The organism is Rhodosalinus sp. FB01, from assembly GCF_041365715.1.
Classification (GTDB): Bacteria; Pseudomonadota; Alphaproteobacteria; order Rhodobacterales; family Rhodobacteraceae; genus Rhodosalinus.
In genome coordinates this window covers 311977-329922 of record NZ_JBGFSH010000005.1, presented here as the reverse complement: position 1 = coordinate 329922, position 17946 = coordinate 311977, and the positions used below count along the sequence as shown (strand labels likewise).

Annotated in this window: 15 protein-coding genes and 2 pseudogenes; 11 read left to right on the top strand and 6 right to left on the bottom strand. The window is 69.4% G+C overall.

The annotated features are described in order from the left end of the window. The 4 genes and pseudogenes from AB6A65_RS10380 to AB6A65_RS10365 all read left to right on the top strand — a co-directional run. Window positions 1-233: pseudogene (locus AB6A65_RS10380) on the top strand (sulfoacetaldehyde acetyltransferase); the annotation flags it as partial. Between the two features lie 72 nt (window positions 234-305). After that, window positions 306-3128: a molybdopterin oxidoreductase family protein gene (locus tag AB6A65_RS10375; RefSeq protein WP_371038292.1), complete on the top strand. Its 2823-nt coding sequence runs from the start codon at window positions 306-308 to the stop codon at window positions 3126-3128. Window positions 3129-3201: 73 nt separating this feature from the next. Further along, window positions 3202-3957 carry a 4Fe-4S dicluster domain-containing protein gene (locus AB6A65_RS10370; protein WP_371038291.1) on the top strand — a complete coding sequence of 252 codons (756 nt, stop codon included), beginning with the start codon at window positions 3202-3204 and terminating at the stop codon, window positions 3955-3957. Beyond that, on the top strand, window positions 3957-4823 hold the full coding sequence (locus tag AB6A65_RS10365; RefSeq protein WP_371038290.1) for a dimethyl sulfoxide reductase anchor subunit family protein: 867 nt from the start codon (window positions 3957-3959) through the stop codon (window positions 4821-4823). Before AB6A65_RS10370 ends, AB6A65_RS10365 begins: the two co-directional genes overlap by 1 nt. A 13-nt stretch (window positions 4824-4836) precedes the next feature. Here AB6A65_RS10365 and AB6A65_RS10360 read toward each other — a convergent pair whose 3' ends face one another. From AB6A65_RS10360 to AB6A65_RS10345, 4 genes are all read right to left on the bottom strand, one after another. Then, window positions 4837-5457, bottom strand: a complete 621-nt coding sequence (locus AB6A65_RS10360) for a DUF1523 family protein (RefSeq protein WP_371038289.1) — start codon at window positions 5455-5457, stop codon at window positions 4837-4839. 12 nt (window positions 5458-5469) lie between these two features. Next, the gene (locus AB6A65_RS10355) at window positions 5470-5736 is read right to left on the bottom strand and encodes a hypothetical protein (RefSeq protein ID WP_371038288.1); all 267 of its coding nucleotides are present in this window, start codon (window positions 5734-5736) and stop codon (window positions 5470-5472) included. Window positions 5737-5838: 102 nt separating this feature from the next. Next, window positions 5839-7047 carry an aminopeptidase P family protein gene (locus tag AB6A65_RS10350; RefSeq protein WP_371038287.1) on the bottom strand — a complete coding sequence of 403 codons (1209 nt, stop codon included), beginning with the start codon at window positions 7045-7047 and terminating at the stop codon, window positions 5839-5841. 146 nt (window positions 7048-7193) lie between these two features. Next, on the bottom strand, window positions 7194-7976 hold the full coding sequence (locus tag AB6A65_RS10345) for an alpha/beta hydrolase (RefSeq protein ID WP_371038286.1): 783 nt from the start codon (window positions 7974-7976) through the stop codon (window positions 7194-7196). 87 nt (window positions 7977-8063) lie between these two features. Between AB6A65_RS10345 and AB6A65_RS10340 the strand changes: the two genes are divergently transcribed. The 5 genes and pseudogenes from AB6A65_RS10340 (at window position 8064) to pnp (ending at window position 13324) form a co-directional block, all read left to right on the top strand. Next, complete coding sequence (locus AB6A65_RS10340) at window positions 8064-9542, top strand: NAD-dependent succinate-semialdehyde dehydrogenase (RefSeq protein ID WP_371038285.1); 1479 nt, start codon at window positions 8064-8066, stop codon at window positions 9540-9542. A gap of 178 nt (window positions 9543-9720) precedes the next feature. Further along, window positions 9721-10254: a DUF1643 domain-containing protein gene (locus AB6A65_RS10335; protein WP_371038309.1), complete on the top strand. Its 534-nt coding sequence runs from the start codon at window positions 9721-9723 to the stop codon at window positions 10252-10254. Further along, complete coding sequence (locus tag AB6A65_RS10330; protein WP_371038284.1) at window positions 10247-10555, top strand: DUF5665 domain-containing protein; 309 nt, start codon at window positions 10247-10249, stop codon at window positions 10553-10555. Before AB6A65_RS10335 ends, AB6A65_RS10330 begins: the two co-directional genes overlap by 8 nt. Window positions 10556-10708: 153 nt before the next feature. Next, window positions 10709-10978: a 30S ribosomal protein S15 gene (gene rpsO / locus AB6A65_RS10325; RefSeq protein ID WP_371038283.1), complete on the top strand. Its 270-nt coding sequence runs from the start codon at window positions 10709-10711 to the stop codon at window positions 10976-10978. 208 nt (window positions 10979-11186) lie between these two features. Further along, window positions 11187-13324, top strand: a pseudogene (pnp, locus tag AB6A65_RS10320) (polyribonucleotide nucleotidyltransferase). A 99-nt stretch (window positions 13325-13423) separates the two neighbouring features. Here pnp and AB6A65_RS10315 read toward each other — a convergent pair. Both AB6A65_RS10315 and AB6A65_RS10310 read right to left on the bottom strand, forming a co-directional pair. After that, on the bottom strand, window positions 13424-14470 hold the full coding sequence (locus AB6A65_RS10315; RefSeq protein WP_371038282.1) for a succinylglutamate desuccinylase/aspartoacylase family protein: 1047 nt from the start codon (window positions 14468-14470) through the stop codon (window positions 13424-13426). Between the two features lie 161 nt (window positions 14471-14631). Beyond that, window positions 14632-15285, bottom strand: a complete 654-nt coding sequence (locus AB6A65_RS10310) for a peroxiredoxin (RefSeq protein ID WP_371038281.1) — start codon at window positions 15283-15285, stop codon at window positions 14632-14634. 162 nt (window positions 15286-15447) lie between these two features. Here AB6A65_RS10310 and AB6A65_RS10305 point away from each other — a divergent pair, with 162 nt between their 5' ends. Further along, window positions 15448-16893: an aldehyde dehydrogenase family protein gene (locus tag AB6A65_RS10305; protein WP_371038280.1), complete on the top strand. Its 1446-nt coding sequence runs from the start codon at window positions 15448-15450 to the stop codon at window positions 16891-16893. Window positions 16894-16992: 99 nt separating this feature from the next. Next, window positions 16993-17937, top strand: coding sequence for a ring-cleaving dioxygenase (locus tag AB6A65_RS10300; protein WP_371038279.1), 945 nt, complete (start codon window positions 16993-16995; stop codon window positions 17935-17937). Window positions 17938-17946: the final 9 nt, after the last annotated feature.

Genomic DNA, 17946 nt, shown 5'->3' with positions numbered 1-17946 from the left:
TTGCCGGCATCGCGCAGGCCTGCGGGCTGAAGGGCGTGGTGGCGCGCACCATGGAAGAGCTCACCGCCGCGCTGAACCAGGCGATCGGGGACCAGATGGAGCACGGCAAGACCACGCTCATCGAGGCGATGATCAACCAGGAACTCGGCGAACCGTTCCGCCGCGACGCAATGAAAAAACCCGTCGCCGTCGCAGGAATAAACCCCGCAGACATGCGCGCCCAGGCCTTTTGAACATACTTGTTTGCCCTCGCCCCGGGCGGCGATCTGCCCTAGCGTGCCCCTGGCCCAGACAGCGAGACACGGATGACCCACCGCCAGCCCCCTCTCGACCTCTCGCCACCCGTCTCGGACGAGGTCCGCAAGACGACCTGCTACATGTGCGCCTGCCGCTGCGGGATCGACGTGCACATGAAGGAGGGCCGCGTCGCCTATATCGAGGGCAACCGCGACCACCCGGTGAACCGCGGCGTTCTCTGCGCGAAGGGCTCCGCCGGGATCATGCAGCACAACGCGCCCTCGCGGCTGCGCGCGCCGCTGCGCCGGGTCGGCCCCCGGGGCTCGGGCGAGTTCGAGGAGATCACCTGGGAGGAGGCGCTGGAGACCGCCGCCGGCTGGATGAAGCCCCTGCGCGAGACCGCGCCGGAAAAACTCGCCTTCTTCACCGGGCGCGACCAGTCCCAGTCGCTCACCAGCTTCTGGGCGCAGCAGTTCGGCACGCCCAACTACGCCGCCCATGGCGGGTTCTGCTCCGTCAACATGGCGGCGGCGGGCATCTACACGATGGGCGGCGCGTTCTGGGAGTTCGGCCAGCCCGACTGGGCGCACACGAAGCTCTTCATGATCTTCGGCGTGGCCGAGGACCACGACTCGAACCCCATCAAGATGGGCATCGGCGAGATCAAGGCGCGGGGCGCCCGGGTGATCGGCGTGAACCCCATCCGCACCGGCTACAACGCGGTCGCGGACGACTGGGTGGGGATCACGCCCGGCACGGACGGGCTTTTCATCCTCGCCCTCGTGCACGAGCTTCTGCGGGCGGGCCGGATCGATCTCGACTACCTCGCCCGGTGGACCAACGCCCCCGTCCTCGTGAACGGGGACGCGGCCTCGCCCGAACACGGGCTTTTCCTGCGCGACGACGAGGGCCGCCCGCTGGTGATCGACCGGCGCACCGGCAAGCCCGCGGCCTTCGACGCGCCGGGCGTGCGCCCCGATCTTGCGGCAAGCTGGCGCAAGGCGGGGGTCACGCACCGCCCGGTCATGCATCTGATCGCCGAGCGATACCTCGACCCGGCCCACGCGCCCGAGGCCGTGGCCGGGCGCTGCGGCGTGCCGGCCGAGCGCATCCGCGCGATCGCCGCGGAACTCGCCCGGGTGGCCTTCGAGGAATCCTTCGAGGTCGCGCAGGAATGGACCGACTTCCGCGGCGAGACCCACGAGACGGTCACCGCGCGGCCGGTGAGCTTTCACGCGATGCGCGGCATCTCGGCCCATTCCAACGGCTTCCAGACGGCCCGCGCGCTTCACCTGCTGCAGATCCTGCTCGGCACCGTGGAGCGGCCGGGCGGCTTCCGCTTCAAGCCGCCCTACCCGAAACCGCCCGAGGCGCATCCCCGACCCCATGCCCGCTGCGCGCCCGAGGCGCCGCTCGCCGGCCCGCATCTGGGCTTCCCGCTCGGGCCGGAGGACCTATGCCTCGACGAGGCGGGCGATCCCGCGAGGATCGACAAGGCCTTCACCTGGGAAAACCCGCTCTCGGCGCACGGCATGATGCACATGGTGATCTCGAACGCCCATGCGGGCGATCCCTACCGGATCGACACGCTTTTCCTCTACATGGCAAACATGGCGTGGAACTCGTCGATGAACACGCGCGGCGTCGTCGAGATGCTGACCGACACCGACGAGGCGGGCGACTACGTCATCCCGCGGATCATCTATTCCGACGCCTATGCGTCGGAAATGGTGGCCTACGCGGATCTCGTGCTGCCCGACACGACATACCTCGAGCGGCACGACTGCATCTCGCTTCTCGACCGCCCGATCTCGGAGGCCGACGCCGCGGCGGACGCGATCCGCTGGCCCGTGGTGACGCCCGACCGCGACGTGCGAGGCTTCCAGTCGGTGCTGCTCGATCTCGGCGCGCGCCTCGGCCTGCCGGGCTTCGTGACCGATGACGGCGCGCCGAAATACGCGGACTACGCCGACTACATCGTCAACCACGAGCGCCGCCCCGGCGTGGGCCCGCTTGCGGGCTGGCGCACGGGCAAGCACGGCCCCTCCCACGGGCGCGGCGCGCCCAACGCCGCGCAGCTCGAGAATTACATCGCCAATGGCGGGTTCTTCCTGGCCGAGGTGCCCGAGGGCGCGCGCTACATGAAACCCTGGAACCGGGCCTACCAGGACTGGGCCGTGTCCATGGGGTTCTACGACGCGCCGCAGCCCTACCTCTTCCAGCTCTACGCCGAGCCGCTGCGCCGCTTCCAGCTCGCCGCCGAGGGGCATGGCGAACGCCAGCCGCCCGAACCCCTGCGCGAACGGATCAAGGCCACGCTCGATCCGCTGCCCGCCTGGTACCCGCCCTTCTCGGACGGGCACGCCGATCCGGCGGAATACCCCGTCCACGCGCTCACCCAGAGGCCCATGGCGATGTATCATTCCTGGGGCTCGCAGAACGCCTGGCTCCGGCAGATCCACGGGGTGAACCCGCTCTACATGCACCCCGACCTGATGCGGCGGCACGGGCTCGAAGAGGGCGACTGGGCGCGGCTCGCCTCGCCCCACGGCGAGATCACCGTGCCCGTGGCGGCGATGGCCGCGCTCAACCCCGACACGGTCTGGACCTGGAACGCCATCGGCAAGCGCAAGGGCGCCTGGGCGCTGGACCGCGAAGCGCCGGAAGCGACGAAGGGTTTCCTGCTCAACCACCTGATCCACGAGCTTCTGCCCGAGCGCGGCGACGGGCTGCGCTGGTCGAATTCGGACCCGGTGACCGGGCAGGCGGCATGGTTCGACCTGCGCGTGAGGATCGAGAAGTCGAAACCGCCGGAAGAGGCGCTGCCGGTCTTCGACGCGCTCGCCTCGCCCGTTCCCGCGCCCCCCGCGGAACTGAAATGGAAGATCTGAGGATGGGCGCGGAGATCCCGCAGGAGATGAGCCGGGCGAGCCTCGGCCCGCGCACGCGCGAAGGGAGGCACGCATGACCGAACTGCCCGCACGGACCGAGCGCAAGCTCGGCCTCGTGATCGACCTCGACACCTGCGTGGGCTGTCACGCCTGCGTCGTGGCCTGCAAGGGCTGGAACACGCAGGCCTACGGCGCGCCGCTCTCCGATCAGGATCCCTATGGCGCCGATCCGTCGGGCACTTTCCTGAACCGGGTACATTCCTACGAGATCACGCCGGCGGACGGCGCGCCGCAGCTCGTGCATTTCCCGAAATCCTGCCTGCATTGCGAGGACGCGCCCTGCGTCACCGTCTGCCCCACCGGCGCCTCCTACAAGCGGTCCGAGGACGGGATCGTGCTGGTGAACGAGGACGCCTGCATCGGCTGCGGCCTCTGCGCCTGGGCTTGCCCCTACGGCGCGCGAGAGATGGACCAGGCCGAGGGCGTGATGAAGAAATGCACGCTCTGCGTGGACCGCATCTACAACGAAAACCTGGCTCCCGAGGACCGGGAGCCCGCTTGCGTGCGCACCTGCCCGGCAGGCGCGCGGCATTTCGGCGACCTGGGCGACCCCGAGAGCGACGTCTCGAAGCTGGTGGCCGAGCGCGGCGGGATCGATCTCATGCCCGAGCAGGGAACGAAGCCCGTGAACAAGTATCTGCCCCCGCGCCCGCGCGACCGGCTGGAGGCTGCGCCCCCCGCGGCCCTGGAACCGGTGGCCGACGCGCCCGGGGGGTTCCTTGGCTGGCTCGACCGGGCGCTCGACCGACTGCCCGGGGGCCAGGACTGATGCATCCCGCACCTTCGCTCATCGCCTTCACCACGCTTTCGGGCGCCGGGTTCGGGCTGCTTTTCTTTCTCGGGCTCGGCATCCCCGGCGTGACCGGCTGGACCGCCTTCGCCTTCTTCGCGATCGCCTACGCGCTGGCGGGGGGCGGTCTGCTCTCGTCCACGCTGCACCTGGGCCACCCCGAGCGCGCGGCGCTCGCCTTCACGCAGTGGCGGACGAGCTGGCTCTCGCGCGAGGCCTGGGCGGCGGTCGCCACGCTTGTCGTGATGGGGATCTACGGCGCGGGGCTCGTCTTTTTCGAGGCCCGGATCGTCCCGCTCGGCTGGATCGGGGCGGCGGGCGCGCTGGGAACCGTCTTCACGACCTCCATGATCTACGCGCAGATGCGCACGGTGCCGCGCTGGCACACCGCGCTGACGCCGGCGCTTTTCCTCGCCTTCGCGCTGGCGGGCGGGGCGCTTCTGGCGGGCGAGGCCCGGCTGGCGAGCTTTCTGATGCTGGGCCTCGCGGGCTTGCAGATCGCGTGGTGGATCACCGGAGACCGCCGCTTCGGCGAAGGCGGGACGGACATGGGCACCGCCACCGGGCTCGGCGGCGCCGTGCGCGCGTTCGAGCCGCCGCATACCGGGCCCAACTACCTGCTGCGGGAGATGGTGTTCGTGGTGGGCCGCCGGCATGCCGGGCGGCTCCGGGTCATCGCGGTGCTGCTCATGGCGCTGCTGCCCGCCTCGGTGCTTCTGCTGCCGCTGGGCCATGCGGGGGCCGCGGTCGCGGTGCTTTCGCATCTCGCCGGCGCCGCGGCGTCACGCTGGCTCTTCTTCGCCGAGGCCGAGCATGTCGTGGGGCTTTACTACGGCGCACGGTGAGGCGCGCGACCGTTCAGCCCGTTGAACCCTTCCACCAGTCCCGCAGGCGGTGACGGCGCTCGGCCACACTGTCGCCGACATCCTCCAGCATCGGATCGATCCGGTTACGGCGGAAGCGGCGCCAGCGCACCCAGATCGCCCAGAAGACCGCCGCGGCGAAGACCAGGATCACGATGCTGACCCACGGGATCACCCGCTCGTCGGGCCCCGAGGCCGCGCGGATGCCCACGGCGTTCGGATAGATCGACAGGATTTCCGACCGCCAGCCGTAATGGGTCACCACGAGCCAGCGCGGGTCGTCCTGGGTGGAGCGCAGATCGGCCGCGTCCGCCTGAAGATTGGCGGTGTCGAACTTGAAATAGGGCGGCCAGCCCCAGCCCGTGTCCTCGTTGCGGTAGATGATCGGGCGATCGTTGGGCCTGCGCGCCTGGATGAAGAACACGTCGCGCCCGGGCACGCCCTGCGCCTGGCCGGTGTTCGCGTTGGTCCAGAAGATCGAGTTCTCGCCGAAATCGACGCGCTTCTCGTAGGTGTCCGTGACGCGCACGATGTCGTGCTGCGGCAGCGTGTAATGGAAGAACGCCGCCACGAGGAGCCAGAACAGCGCGATCAGCCCCCATTTCACGTAGGTCATGGCATTCTCCCGTCAGTGGTAGTTCACGAAGTAGATGATCGCCGCCACGAGGCAGATGGGCACCACGTAGACACCGAGCAAGAGCTTTCGCCGGACGGAGCCGTCATAACGCTCCAGGCCGCGGCGCACGAAGGCCTCCCGGTCGCCTTTCCGGCCCTTCTCGGCCCATCTTTCCTCCAGCTTCTCGCGGCGCACCGCGCGGGACCAGAGCGAGAGGCTGACATAGATCACCGTCAGCGCGACGAATCCGAAAATGATGAGTCGTGCAAGCGCCGCCATGGCTCTCTCCCCCGTGTCGAGTTGCCGCCAAGCGAGCGGCCCCCGTCCCGAAGGAGATACGCGCCGCGGGCACGCGGGGCAACGCCCCGCGGCCGCGCGCGCTCAGGCGATCACGTTGTGGTCGGGGCCGTAGGGAAAGCCCGTGATGTTCTCGGCGCCGTCCTCGGTGACGACGAGGATGTCGTGCTCGCGGTAGCCGCCGGCGCCCGGCCGGCCCTCGGGGATCGTCAGCATCGGCGCCATCGAGACGACCATGCCCGGCTCGAGCACCGGCTCCACATCCTCGCGCAGTTCGAGCCCCGCCTCGCGGCCGTAGTAATGCGACAGGATCCCGAAGGAATGGCCGTAGCCGAAGCTGCGGTATTGCAGGAGGTCGCGCTCGGCGAAGAAGGCGTTGATCCGGGCGGTGATCTCGTCGCAGCGCGCGCCGGGGCGGGTGAGCGACAGGCCGAGCTCGTGGGCAGCCACGTTGGCCTCCCAGATCGCGCGGGTCGCGGCGTCCGGCGCGCCGAGCGTCAGCGTCCGCTCGAGCGCGGTGTAATAGCCCGAGATCATCGGGAAGGTGTTGAGCGACAGAAGGTCCCCCGCCGCCAGCCGCCGCGCCGTCACCGGGTTGTGGGCCCCGTCGGTGTTGAGCCCCGACTGGAACCAGACCCAGCTGTCGCGATACTCGGCCTCGGGGAAGGCGTCGGCGATGGCGCGCTCCATCGCGTCGCGGCCGGCCATGGCCACGTCGATCTCGCGGGCGCCCTCGGCGATCGCCTCGCGGATCGCCCAGCCGCCCAGGTCGGCGATGCGCGCCCCCTCGCGGATGAGCGCGATCTCGGCGGGCGATTTCACCATGCGCTGGCGCATGGCGGGGCGCGCCACGTCGCGCAGCTCGCGCGGGGCGAGGAAGGCGCGCAGCTTTTCCGCCTCGGCGAGCGTCAGGTGATCCTCCTCCATGCCGACGGCGCGGCCTTCGCCCGCGACATGGCGCACGGCGCGCCAGAAATTGTCGCGCGCCCAGTCGGTGTAGGTGAGGTTGTCGCCGTGGCAGCGCCGCCAGGGCTGCCCGCCGTCGATGCCGGCGCTGATCGTGACCGAGGTCTCGGGCGTCACCACGAGTCCGTAGGGCCGGCCGAAGGCGCAGTAGAGGAAGCCCGAATAATAGGCGATGTTGTGCATCGAGGTCAGCACCGCCGCGTCGAGCCCCGCCTCGGAGAGGATCCGCCGCAGCCCGGCAAGGCGGGCCTCGTACTCCTCGGCGTCGAAGGGAAGTGGCGCCTTGGCGCCGTTGTGGAATGTCAGGAACTGGGAACGTTCGGTCATAGCGACCCTCCCTCCGAAGAAAGACAGGTCCCGGCGTGCAGGACGGCCAGGGGGCGCAGCCGCCGCCGCGGATGTGGCGACGCCATCGCCCCGCCCCGTCGCTCTCTTGCCATCCCCCGCGCGCCCCGGCAAGGGCCCGCGCGCGGTCAGGCGAGAAGTTCGCGCACGAGGTCGCTCTCGGGCGCGGCCAGCGCGTCGATCACGTCGAAATGGTGCCGTCCCGGATCGGCGTGCCAAGCGATGCCCCACGCCTCGGCGAGCCAGCGCGACTGGTCGAGGAAGGCCGGGAGTTCCGCGCCGCCGCCCCAGGCCGTCACCGGCACCGGCGGCGGCGGCTGGTGGACCGGGCTTTCCACCGCCGCCTCCGCGGCGTCGATCCCGAGAATATCGTGCATCGAGGTTTCCATCAGCGGCGCGAGATCGGCGAGCGCCGAGATCGGCACCACCCGCGCAAGCCGCGCGGCCACCGGGGCGGGCAACATGCCCGGCGCGCACATCCGCGCCACGAGATGCCCGCCCGCCGAATGGCCGGTGAGCCGCACCGGCCCCGCCACGCGGGCTGCCGCCGCGGTCACGGCGGCGGCGATCTGCCGGGTGATGTCGGCGATCCGCACCTCGGGGCAGAGGTCGTAGGACGGCATCGCCACCGCCCAGCCCCGGGCAAGCGGGCCGGCGGCGAGATGCGACCAGAAATGCCGGTTCATCGACTTCCAGTAGCCGCCATGGACGAAGACCACGAGGCCCGCCGCATCTCCCTCGGGGCGGAAGAGGTCGAAGCGCTGCCGCTCGGACGGACCGTAGCTGCGCCCCAGTTCGGCCCGTTCGCCCAGGCCCGCGCGAAACGCCCCTGCCGCCGCTTCCCAGCGCGGCGGGTAGCCGGCCGATTCGGGAACGTGATCGGAATTGGAATAGGCCGCGTCCATCTGCATCGCCCGGGTCTCCTTCGTCGCGGAACTGGACATTCCTAGACGGAATTGCTTTGCCTGTGCCATCTCGAACCTTGCGCGGAGGACGCCATGCTCGACCAGCCCACCAACCTGCCCGGACTTCTGAAGGACCCCTCGCTTCTGGTCACGCAGGCTTTCGTCGGCGGCGCCTGGGTCGACGGAGAGGGCGGCGCGACCTTCAGCGTGACCAACCCCGCCCGCGGAGACGTCATCGCCGAGGTGGCCGATGCAAGCCGCGCCCAGGCGGCCGAAGCCATCGAAGCGGCCCATGCCGCGCAGAAGGACTGGGCCGCGATGACCGGCAAGGAGCGCGCGGCCATCCTGCGCCGCTGGTTCGACCTGATGATGGAGAACCAGGACGACCTGGCCACGATCCTCACCGCCGAGCAGGGCAAGCCGCTCGCCGAGGCGAAGGGCGAGATCGCCTACGGCGCCGGTTTCATCGAGTTCTTCGGCGAGGAGGCCAAGCGCGTCTACGGCGAGACGATCCCCGGCCACCAGCGCGACAAGCGCATCACCGTGCTCAAGCAGCCCATCGGCGTCGCGGCCTCGATCACGCCCTGGAACTTCCCGACCGCCATGATCGCGCGCAAGGCCGGCCCGGCGCTTGCAGCGGGCTGCAGCTTCGTGGCGCGGCCCGCCTCCGAGACGCCGCTTTCGGCGCTGGCGATGGCGCTGCTGGCCGAGCGCGCGGGCGTGCCAGCGGGGGTTCTCTCCGTCGTTCCCTCCGAGGCGGCCTCCGAGATCGGCAAGGAGTTCTGCGAGAACCCGCTCGTGCGCAAGCTGACCTTCACCGGCTCGACCGAGGTGGGGCGCATCCTGCTGCGGCAGGCGGCGGACCAGGTGATGAAGTGCTCCATGGAGCTTGGCGGCAACGCGCCCTTCATCGTGTTCGACGACGCCGACCTCGACCAGGCGGTGGAGGGCGCGATCCTGTGCAAGTTCCGCAACGCCGGGCAGACCTGCGTCTGCGCCAACCGGATCTACGTGCAGGCGGGCGTCTACGACGCCTTCGCCGAGAAGCTCGCGACGCGCGTGGGCGAGATGAAGGTCGGCGACGGGCTGGAGGAGGGCACCGATCTCGGCCCGCTGATCTCGACCGAGGCGATCGAGAAGGTGCAGAACCACATCGCCGACGCCGAATCGAAGGGCGCGCAGGTGATCCTCGGCGGGCGGACCGACCAGATGCCCGGCACGTTCCTGCAGCCCACGATCGTAACCGGCGCCACCCAGGAGATGGTCGTGGCCCGCGAGGAGACCTTCGGCCCCCTCGCGCCGCTCTTCCGCTTCGAGACCGAGGACGAGGCGATCGCCATGGCCAACGACACGATCTTCGGCCTCGCCGCCTATTTCTACGCCCGTGACATCGGCCGCGTGACCCGCGTCCAGGAGGGGCTGGAATACGGCATCGTCGGCGTGAACACGGGCATCATCTCGACCGAGGTCGCGCCGTTCGGCGGCGTGAAGCAGTCGGGCCTCGGGCGCGAGGGCAGCCATCACGGGATCGAGGAGGTCCTCGAGATGAAGTACGTCTGCACGAGCGTCTGAACACCGCCGCCGTGGCGCGGGGGCGGTGCGGGACCGGCGGATCGCGGGCGCGGGCATCCCATGAGGGTCCCGGAAGGCCCGCCGCCGGCGTCTCCGAGCGCGCCGGCGCGAGACGAGGGCGCGCACCCGAGGCGCACCGCCCGACAGGAACCGGAGGGGCAGGATGGAGGGCGCAGGTCTGATCGAACGGGCGCACCGCAAGGGCGACGCGGCCTCGCGCGCCGTCTACTCGCCCTGCGAGCGTTATCGCTACAGCCTGACGCGGGTCTGGGATCCGGCCTCGGGCCGCGCGCATTTCATAATGCTGAACCCCTCCACCGCGACAGAGCTGCAGAACGACCCGACAGTGGAACGCTGCGAACGGCGCACGCGGGCGCTGGGCTTCGGCGCCTTCACCGTCACCAACATCTTCGCCTGGCGAGAGACCGACCCGGCGGCCATGCGCCGGGTGCCCGACCCCGTGGGCCCCGGCAACGACGCCGCGATCGTCGCGGCCTGCGCGGGCGCGGACATCATCGTCGCCGCGTGGGGCACGCACGGCGCGCATCTCGGGCGCGGGGCGGCCGTGGCGGCGCTTCTGCGCGAGGCGGGCGTGACGGTGCATCATCTGGGCTTGACCAAGGGCGGGTTCCCGCGACATCCGCTCTACGTCGCCTACGCGACATGCCCGCGCCCCTGGGATCTCGACGTGCAGGAGACGGAACATGGCTGACGAGCCCCTGGCCCCCCTCGACCGCGGCACGGCGAAGCGCCTAGCCGAGGCGCTGGAAGAGATCGTGGCGCACCGCATCGTCCGCATCCACGACTCCGTCTGGCGGGTGCTGCTGTTCCAGTTCATGCGCGGCCTGGCCTTCGGCTTCGGAACGGTGATCGGCGCCTCGATCCTCGTCTCCTTCGTGGTCGTGGCGCTGTCCCAGGTGGAATTCGTGCCGATCATCGGCGACTGGGCCACCCAGGTCATCGAGGAGATCGAGGAGGGCGCCGCGTCGCGGGACACCGTGCCGCCGCGCTGAGCCGGCCGGCGGCTGGCCGATTTCTCCTTTTCTTCCGGGCGGATTCGCCCTATACGCCCGCATCCGCCCGCGCGGGCGGACCGTCTCCATGGGCCTTGCTGGACGACATCCCGGCTCGCGCCATGAACGCAACCTCTCGGAAAGGAGATCACGATGTCGATCACTGTCGAGAAGAAGGCGCAGGTCATGAAGGACTTCGCCACCAAGGAGGGCGACACCGGGTCGCCCGAGGTCCAGGTGGCCATCCTGACCACGCGCATCGAGGCGCTCACCGAGCACTTCAAGACGCACAAGAAGGACAACCACTCCCGCCGCGGCCTGCTCAAGCTGGTGGCCCAGCGGCGCAAGCTTCTGGACTACCTCAGGGCCAAGGAAGAGTCGCGCTATCAGGACCTGATCAAGCGCCTCGGCATCCGCCGCTGAGAGAGTTTCCGGGAGGCGCGGGCGAAAGTCCGCGCCTCTCTCGCTTTCCGCGGGGCCCCTGCCCCCCGGAGCCGGCGAAACATCCGCTCGACCGCGCCACCAGCCCCTGCGGCGCGGAAGGTTGAAGGACGGGGCCGGACGGCAATGGGGCCGTCCGACGCGAAACGGCCAAGGGGGATGGGCCCCGGCGGCCAGGATAGGATACGTGATGTTCGACGTAACGACGAAATCGATGCAGTGGGGGGAAGAGACCCTCACCCTGGAGACGGGCAAGGTGGCCCGTCAGGCCGACGGGACCGTCATCGCCACGCTGGGCGAGACCTCGGTCATGGCCAATGTGACATTCGCCAAAGCCCGCAAGCCGGGAATGGATTTCCTGCCGCTGACGGTTCACTACCAGGAAAAGTATTACGCGGCGGGCAAGGTGCCCGGCGGGTTCTTCAAGCGCGAGGCGCGTCCCACCGAGAAGGAGACGCTGACCGCGCGGCTGATCGACCGGCCGATCCGGCCGCTCTTCGCGCCCGGCTTCAAGAACGAGGTGCTCGTGATGTGCACCGTTCTCAGCCACGACCTCGTGAACGATCCCGACATCGTCGCGATGATCGCGGCCTCCGCCGCGCTGACCCTCTCGGGCGTGCCCTTCATGGGACCGATCGCGGGCTGCCGCGTGGGCTATGCGGACGGCGAGTATGTCCTGAATCCCGATGTCGAGGACATGCACAACCTGCGCCTCAACCCCGAGCAGCGGCTCGACCTCGTGGTCGCCGGCACCCGTGACGCGGTGATGATGGTCGAGTCGGAGGCGTACGAGCTGTCCGAGGACGAGATGCTGGGCGCGGTGACCTTCGCGCATGAGCAGATCAAGCCGGTGGTCGACCTGATCGTCGATCTGGCCGAAGCCGCGGCCAAGGACCCCTTCGACTTCCAGCCGCCGGATTACACGGACATCGCGGCCCGGGTGCGGGAGCTCGGCGAGGAGAAGATGCGCGCGGCCTTCGCGATCACCGACAAGCAGGAGCGCAGCAACGCCATCGAGGCCGCCCGCGAGGAGGTGAAGGCGCAGCTCACCGAGGAAGAGCTCGCGCACGAGAACCTTGGCGACGCCTTCAAGAAGCTCGAGTCCTCCATCCTGCGCGGCACCATCATCGAGGGCGGCGCGCGGATCGACGGGCGGGACCATGAAACGGTTCGCCCGATCGTGAGCGAGGTGGGCCTTCTGCCCCGCACCCACGGCTCTGCGCTGTTCACCCGCGGCGAGACGCAGGCGCTTGTCGTGACCACGCTGGGCACCGGCGACGACGAACAGTTCGTCGACGCGCTGCACGGCACCTTCAAGCAAAGCTTCCTGCTGCACTACAACTTCCCGCCCTATTCCGTGGGCGAGGCCGGCCGCGTCGGCCCCCCGGACGGCGCGAGATCGGCCACGGCAAGCTCGCCTGGCGCGCGCTCCAGGCGGTTCTGCCGCCGCCGACGGATTTCCCCTACACGATCCGCATCGTGTCGGAGATCACCGAGTCGAACGGCTCCTCTTCCATGGCCTCGGTCTGCGGCGGGTCGCTGTCGATGATGGATGCGGGCGTGCCGCTGAAGGCGCCGGTCGCGGGTGTGGCCATGGGCCTCATCCTCGAGGAGGACGGCCGCTTCGCCGTGCTCACCGACATTCTCGGCGACGAGGACCACCTCGGCGACATGGACTTCAAGGTGGCCGGCACCGAAAAGGGCATCACCTCGCTGCAGATGGACATCAAGGTCGCGGGCATCACGTCCGAGATCATGCGCCAGGCCCTCGCCCAGGCGAAGGACGGGCGGATGCACATCCTGTCCGAGATGAACAAGGCGCTGTCGTCCGCGGGCGAGTTCTCGGTCCACGCGCCGCGCATCGAGACCATGCAGATCCCGACGGACAAGATCCGCGAAGTGATCGGCTCCGGCGGCAAGGTGATCCGCGAGATCGTCGAGGAGTCGGGCGCCAAGGTGGACATCAACGACGAGGGCATCATCAAGATCGCCTCGCCGAACGCCGAGGCCATCCAGAAGGCCTATGACATGATCCACGCCATCGTGGCCGAGCCCGAGGAGGGCAAGATCTACAAGGGCACGGTGGTGAAGCTGGTCGATTTCGGCGCCTTCGTGAACTTCTTCGGCAAGCGCGACGGGCTGGTGCATGTCAGCCAGATCGCGCCCAAGCGGCTCAACCACCCCTCCGACGTTCTTCAGGAAGGCCAGGAGGTCTGGGTGAAGCTTCTGGGCTTCGACGATCGCGGCAAGGTCCGGCTGTCGATGAAGGTCGTCGATCAGGAGACCGGCGAGGAGATCTCCAAGGAGGCGGAGTCGGCGCAGGGCTGACGCGCGTCGCAGCTTTCGCGGAACAGGACGGGCGCCCCTCGGGGCGCCCGTTGCCTTTGCCCCCGGGGGCCCTCGCGGGGCCGCACGGGTCGCGCGCGCTCAGATGATCTCGTCCTCGTCGAAGAGCGGCGGCGCGTCGATCTCCGCTTCCATCGCCTCGAGCGCGGCTTCGGCATGGGTGGCGCGGTGGGTCGCCGCGATGTGGAAAAGCGCGTCGCCCTCGTTCACCACCGGCATGTTGGTGCGTCCGACGACGATGCCCGTTTCCTCGGCGGTCACCTCGGCGTCCATCTCGCCGAAGGGGTCCGAGATGGTGGCGAGCAGCGTGCCTTCCTCCACCAGATCGCCGGTGCCGCGATAGGCGCGCATGAGCCCGCCCACCGGGGCGCGGTACCAGGTCGAACTGCGGCAGAGCACCGGCCTGCCCTTCGGCTTCGGCACCCCCTTCGATCCGATCATGCCGATGTGGCGCATGACGCGCAGGATCCCGGCAACGCCCGCCCGCGCGGCGTATTCGTCGAAGCGAAGCCCCTCTCCCGCCTCATAAAGCAGCACGTCCACGCCGGCGCCCTCGGCGGCCATGCGCAGGCTGCCATCGCGCAGCTTCGACTCCATCATCACCGGCGCGCCGAAGGCCCGGCCCAGTTCGACGAGGCGGTCGTTGCCCGGGTTGAGCCGGATCTGCGGCAGGTTCGTGCGCCGGATCGCCGCCGAGTGCAGGTCGATCCCGAGATCGGACCGCGCCACGATCTCTTCCATGAAGAGGTTGGCCAGGCGCGAGGCGAGCGATCCGCTGGCGTGGCCGGGAAAGCAACGGTTCAGATCGCGCCGGTCCGGCAGGTAGCGGGAATGGTTGAGAAACCCGAAGGTGTTGACGATGGGCACCGCCATCAGCGTGCCGGACAGCGCGTCGAGGGGCTTCGCGCGCAGAAGCCGGCGCACCACCTCCACCCCGATCACCTCGTCGCCGTGGATCGCCGCCGAGACGAACAGCGTCGGCCCGGGGCGCCTGCCATGCACGACATGGGCCGACATCGTGACCGGCGTATGATCCGAGAGGATCGAGACCGGCAGGTCCACCGTGCGCCGGGTGCCCGGCGCGATGGTCTGGCCGCCCAGTTCGAAGCTCTCGCGTTTCGCTGACATTGCCGCCTCCGCCATCCCGTGTCGTCCGGGGCGGGGATAGGGGCCGGTGCGGGACAAGTCCAGCCGTCTTGGCGGCGCGGCCCGCCGTCCCCGCGCGGCCACGAAAAAGGGCCCCGCCCGGCGGCGGGGCCCTTCGGATCTTGCGGGCGGCGGTCTGCGGCTCAGGCCGGGCGCTTGGTCAGGCGCAGGTAGGGCAGCTTGAAATCCACGTCGCCGAATTTCTCCTTGGCCTCCTCGTCCGAGACGGTCAGCGCCACGATCACGTCCTGCCCGGGCACCCAGTTCGCGCCGGTCGCGATCGGGGTCTGGTAGGTGGCCTGGAGCGCGTCGAGCGCGCGCAGCACCTCGGCGAAGTTGCGGCCCACCGACATCGGGTAGGTCATGATGAGCTGCACCTTCTTGTCGGGCGAGATGATGTAGACCGAGCGCACGCTGGCCGAGTCCGCGGCGGTGCGGCCGTCGGGCAGGTAGGCGTCGGCCGGCAGCATGTCGAACTGCTTCGACACCGCCAGGTCCACGTCCGCGATGATCGGAAAGCCGGCCGTGGTCTCGGCATAGGTCTCGATATCGGACTTCCACTTCACGTGGTCCTCCGTATCGTCCACCGACAGGCCGATCACCTTGGTGTTGCGCTTGACCCATTCATCGGCCAGCTGCGCCACGGCGCCGAACTCGGTGGTGCAGACCGGGGTGAAATCCTTCGGGGGAGAAAAGAGGATCGCCCAGCTGTCGCCGATCCAGTCATGGAAGGTGATGGATCCCTGATCCGTCTCGGCGGTAAAATTCGGCACGGTATCGTTGATGCGAAGTCCCATGATGTCTCCTTTTCTGTTCGAATCGCGCGGATTACATTCCACGTTTGAGATGTGACTTCTCTAGCCTATTCGCACGCCCCTTGCACGGGAAGGGGGGCGGTGACAGAGTGCCGCACAAGCCCGACCGCACGGTCGAATGTGCACCGAGGAGGACCGACGACAATGATCGAGAAGCACCAGTTCTACATCGACGGCCAGTGGGTCGATCCCCGCGAGGGCCGCACCCATCACGTCATCGACCCCTCGACCGAAGAGCCTTGCGCCGCGATCTCGCTGGGCGGTCAGGCCGACACCGACGCCGCCGTGGCCGCCGCGCGTGCGGCCTTCCCCGGCTGGATGGCGACGCCGCCCGCCGAGCGCATCGCGCTTCTCGAGAAGCTCCTCGAGATCTACAAGCGCCGCTGGGACGAGATGGCGCAGGCGATCAGCCTGGAGATGGGCGCGCCGATCGACATGGCGCAGAGCGCGCAGGCCGGCGCGGGCTACGGTCACCTCAAGAACTTCGTGCGCGAGGGCAAGGCGTTCGCGTTCGAGCGCCCGCTGGGCGAGCACGCGCCCAACGACCGCATCATCTACGAGCCGATCGGCGTCGCGGCCATGATCACGCCGTGGAACTGGCCGATGAACCAGATCACGCTGAAATTCGGCGCCGCGGTCGTGGCGGGCTGCACCATGGTCCTGAAACCCTCGGAGGAAAGCCCGCTCAACGCGCTTCTCTTCGCCGAGATGGTCGACGAGGCGGGCTTCCCGCCGGGCGTGTTCAACCTCGTGAACGGCGACGGGGCCGGCGTGGGCTCCCAGCTTTCCGCTCACGCGGATGTGGACATCATCAGCTTCACGGGCTCCACCCGCGCGGGCATCGCGATCTCGAAGAACGCGGCGGACACTCTGAAGAAGGTCCATCTGGAACTCGGCGGCAAGGGCGCCAACCTCATCTTCGCCGACGCCGACGAGAAGGCGGTCAAGCGCGGCGTGCTGCACATGATGAACAACTCCGGCCAGTCCTGCAACGCGCCCTCGCGGATGATCGTGGAACGCTCGGTCTACGACCGCACCGTGGAGGCCGCCGCCGAGATCGCCGAAAAAGTGGCGGTCGGGCCTGCCTCGGAAGAGGGCAAGCATATCGGCCCCGTGGTCAACGAGACCCAGTTCGACAAGATCCAGGATCTCATCCAGACCGGCATCGACGAGGGCGCGCGCCTCGTGGCCGGCGGCGTGGGCCGTCCCGAAGGCATGAACAGGGGCTTCTACGTCCGACCCACGGTCTTCGCCGACGTGACCCACGAGATGACGATCGGCCGCGAGGAGATCTTCGGCCCCGTGCTCTCGATCATGGCCTTCGAGGACGAGGCCGACGCGGTGCGGCTGGCCAACGATACCGAGTACGGTCTCACGAACTACGTCCAGACGGGCGACCCGGCGCGGGCCAACCGCCTCGCCCGACAACTCCGCTCCGGCATGGTCGAGATGAACGGCCAGTCCCGTGCCGCGGGCTCGCCCTTCGGCGGCATGAAGCGGTCGGGCAACGGCCGTGAGGGCGGCGTCTGGGGCATCGAGGACTTCATGGAGGTCAAGGCGGTCTCCGGCTGGACCCCCGACGCGGACTGATCCGCGCATCGGCGCACAGAACCGGCGCGGTGGCGCCGGTTCCCTTCCCCGCCCGCGCCCCTACCTCTCAAGTCGACGAACATGAAAGGAGGCGGCGCGATGCTCACCGACATCGACGGGCTACACCATGTGACGTCGCTGGCCAGCGGCGCGCGGGCCAACGACGATTTCTTCACCCGCGTGCTCGGCCTGCGGCGGATCAAGACCACGGTCAATTTCGACAATCCCCGCGTCTATCACCTCTATTACGGTGACCGGATCGGAACGCCCGGCACGGTGATGACGTATTTCCCCTTTCCGGGCGCCTCGCGCGGCACGCCCGGCACCGGGGAGACCGGGCATGTCGCCTTCTCGATCCCGCCGCGCAGCGCGGCGGCCTGGCGCGAACGTCTGCGCGCCGCGGGGGTCGAGAGCACGGAGGAACGCCTCTTCGACGAAACCCGCCTCGTCTTCGCCGGCCCCGACGGCGAGCGCCTCGTGCTGGTCGAGGCCGAGGACGACCGCGCGCCCTGGCTCGAGGGCGGCATCCCGCCGAACATGGCGATCCGCGGGCTTCATTCCGTCTCGCTGCGCGTGGCCGAACGCGAGCCGATGATGAAGCTCCTCCGCTTCATGGGCTTCGAGGAGACCGGCGCGGAAGGGCCCGTCACGCGCCACGCCGACGGGCCCGGTACCGCGGGACACATCGTCGAGCTCGACCACCGCCCCGACATGGCGCCCGCGCAGGAAGGCGCGGGCTCGGTCCATCACGTCGCCTTCCGGACCGCCGACAGGGCGTCGCAGGCGAGGATCCGCGAGGCGCTGGAACAGGCGGGGCATCGCGTGACCGAGCTGCGCGACCGCGACTACTTCTTCGCGATCTACTTCCGGACGCCGGGCGGCATCCTCTTCGAGGTGGCCACCGACGAGCCCGGCTTCGCCCGCGACGAGCCGGTGGAGACGCTGGGCCAGTCCTTGTGCCTGCCCGCGCAGCACGCCCATCTGCGCGAAGAGCTCGAACGCACGCTCGAGCCGCTGCCGGAACCGGCCTCCGCCGAGGCCTGACCGGGCGCC

Bases quoted from the DNA above. Each gene is read 5' to 3' on its own strand.
- AB6A65_RS10375 (WP_371038292.1), top strand. From the start codon at position 306: ATGACCCACCGCCAGCCCCCTCTCGACCTCTCGCCACCCGTCTCGGAC.
- AB6A65_RS10370 (WP_371038291.1), top strand. From the start codon at position 3,202: ATGACCGAACTGCCCGCACGGACCGAGCGCAAGCTCGGCCTCGTGATC.
- AB6A65_RS10365 (WP_371038290.1), top strand. From the start codon at position 3,957: ATGCATCCCGCACCTTCGCTCATCGCCTTCACCACGCTTTCGGGCGCC.
- AB6A65_RS10360 (WP_371038289.1), bottom strand. From the start codon at position 5,457: ATGACCTACGTGAAATGGGGGCTGATCGCGCTGTTCTGGCTCCTCGTG.
- AB6A65_RS10355 (WP_371038288.1), bottom strand. From the start codon at position 5,736: ATGGCGGCGCTTGCACGACTCATCATTTTCGGATTCGTCGCGCTGACG.
- AB6A65_RS10350 (WP_371038287.1), bottom strand. From the start codon at position 7,047: ATGACCGAACGTTCCCAGTTCCTGACATTCCACAACGGCGCCAAGGCG.
- AB6A65_RS10345 (WP_371038286.1), bottom strand. From the start codon at position 7,976: ATGCAGATGGACGCGGCCTATTCCAATTCCGATCACGTTCCCGAATCG.
- AB6A65_RS10340 (WP_371038285.1), top strand. From the start codon at position 8,064: ATGCTCGACCAGCCCACCAACCTGCCCGGACTTCTGAAGGACCCCTCG.
- AB6A65_RS10330 (WP_371038284.1), top strand. From the start codon at position 10,247: ATGGCTGACGAGCCCCTGGCCCCCCTCGACCGCGGCACGGCGAAGCGC.
- rpsO (WP_371038283.1), top strand. From the start codon at position 10,709: ATGTCGATCACTGTCGAGAAGAAGGCGCAGGTCATGAAGGACTTCGCC.
- AB6A65_RS10315 (WP_371038282.1), bottom strand. From the start codon at position 14,470: ATGTCAGCGAAACGCGAGAGCTTCGAACTGGGCGGCCAGACCATCGCG.
- AB6A65_RS10310 (WP_371038281.1), bottom strand. From the start codon at position 15,285: ATGGGACTTCGCATCAACGATACCGTGCCGAATTTTACCGCCGAGACG.
- AB6A65_RS10305 (WP_371038280.1), top strand. From the start codon at position 15,448: ATGATCGAGAAGCACCAGTTCTACATCGACGGCCAGTGGGTCGATCCC.
- AB6A65_RS10300 (WP_371038279.1), top strand. From the start codon at position 16,993: ATGCTCACCGACATCGACGGGCTACACCATGTGACGTCGCTGGCCAGC.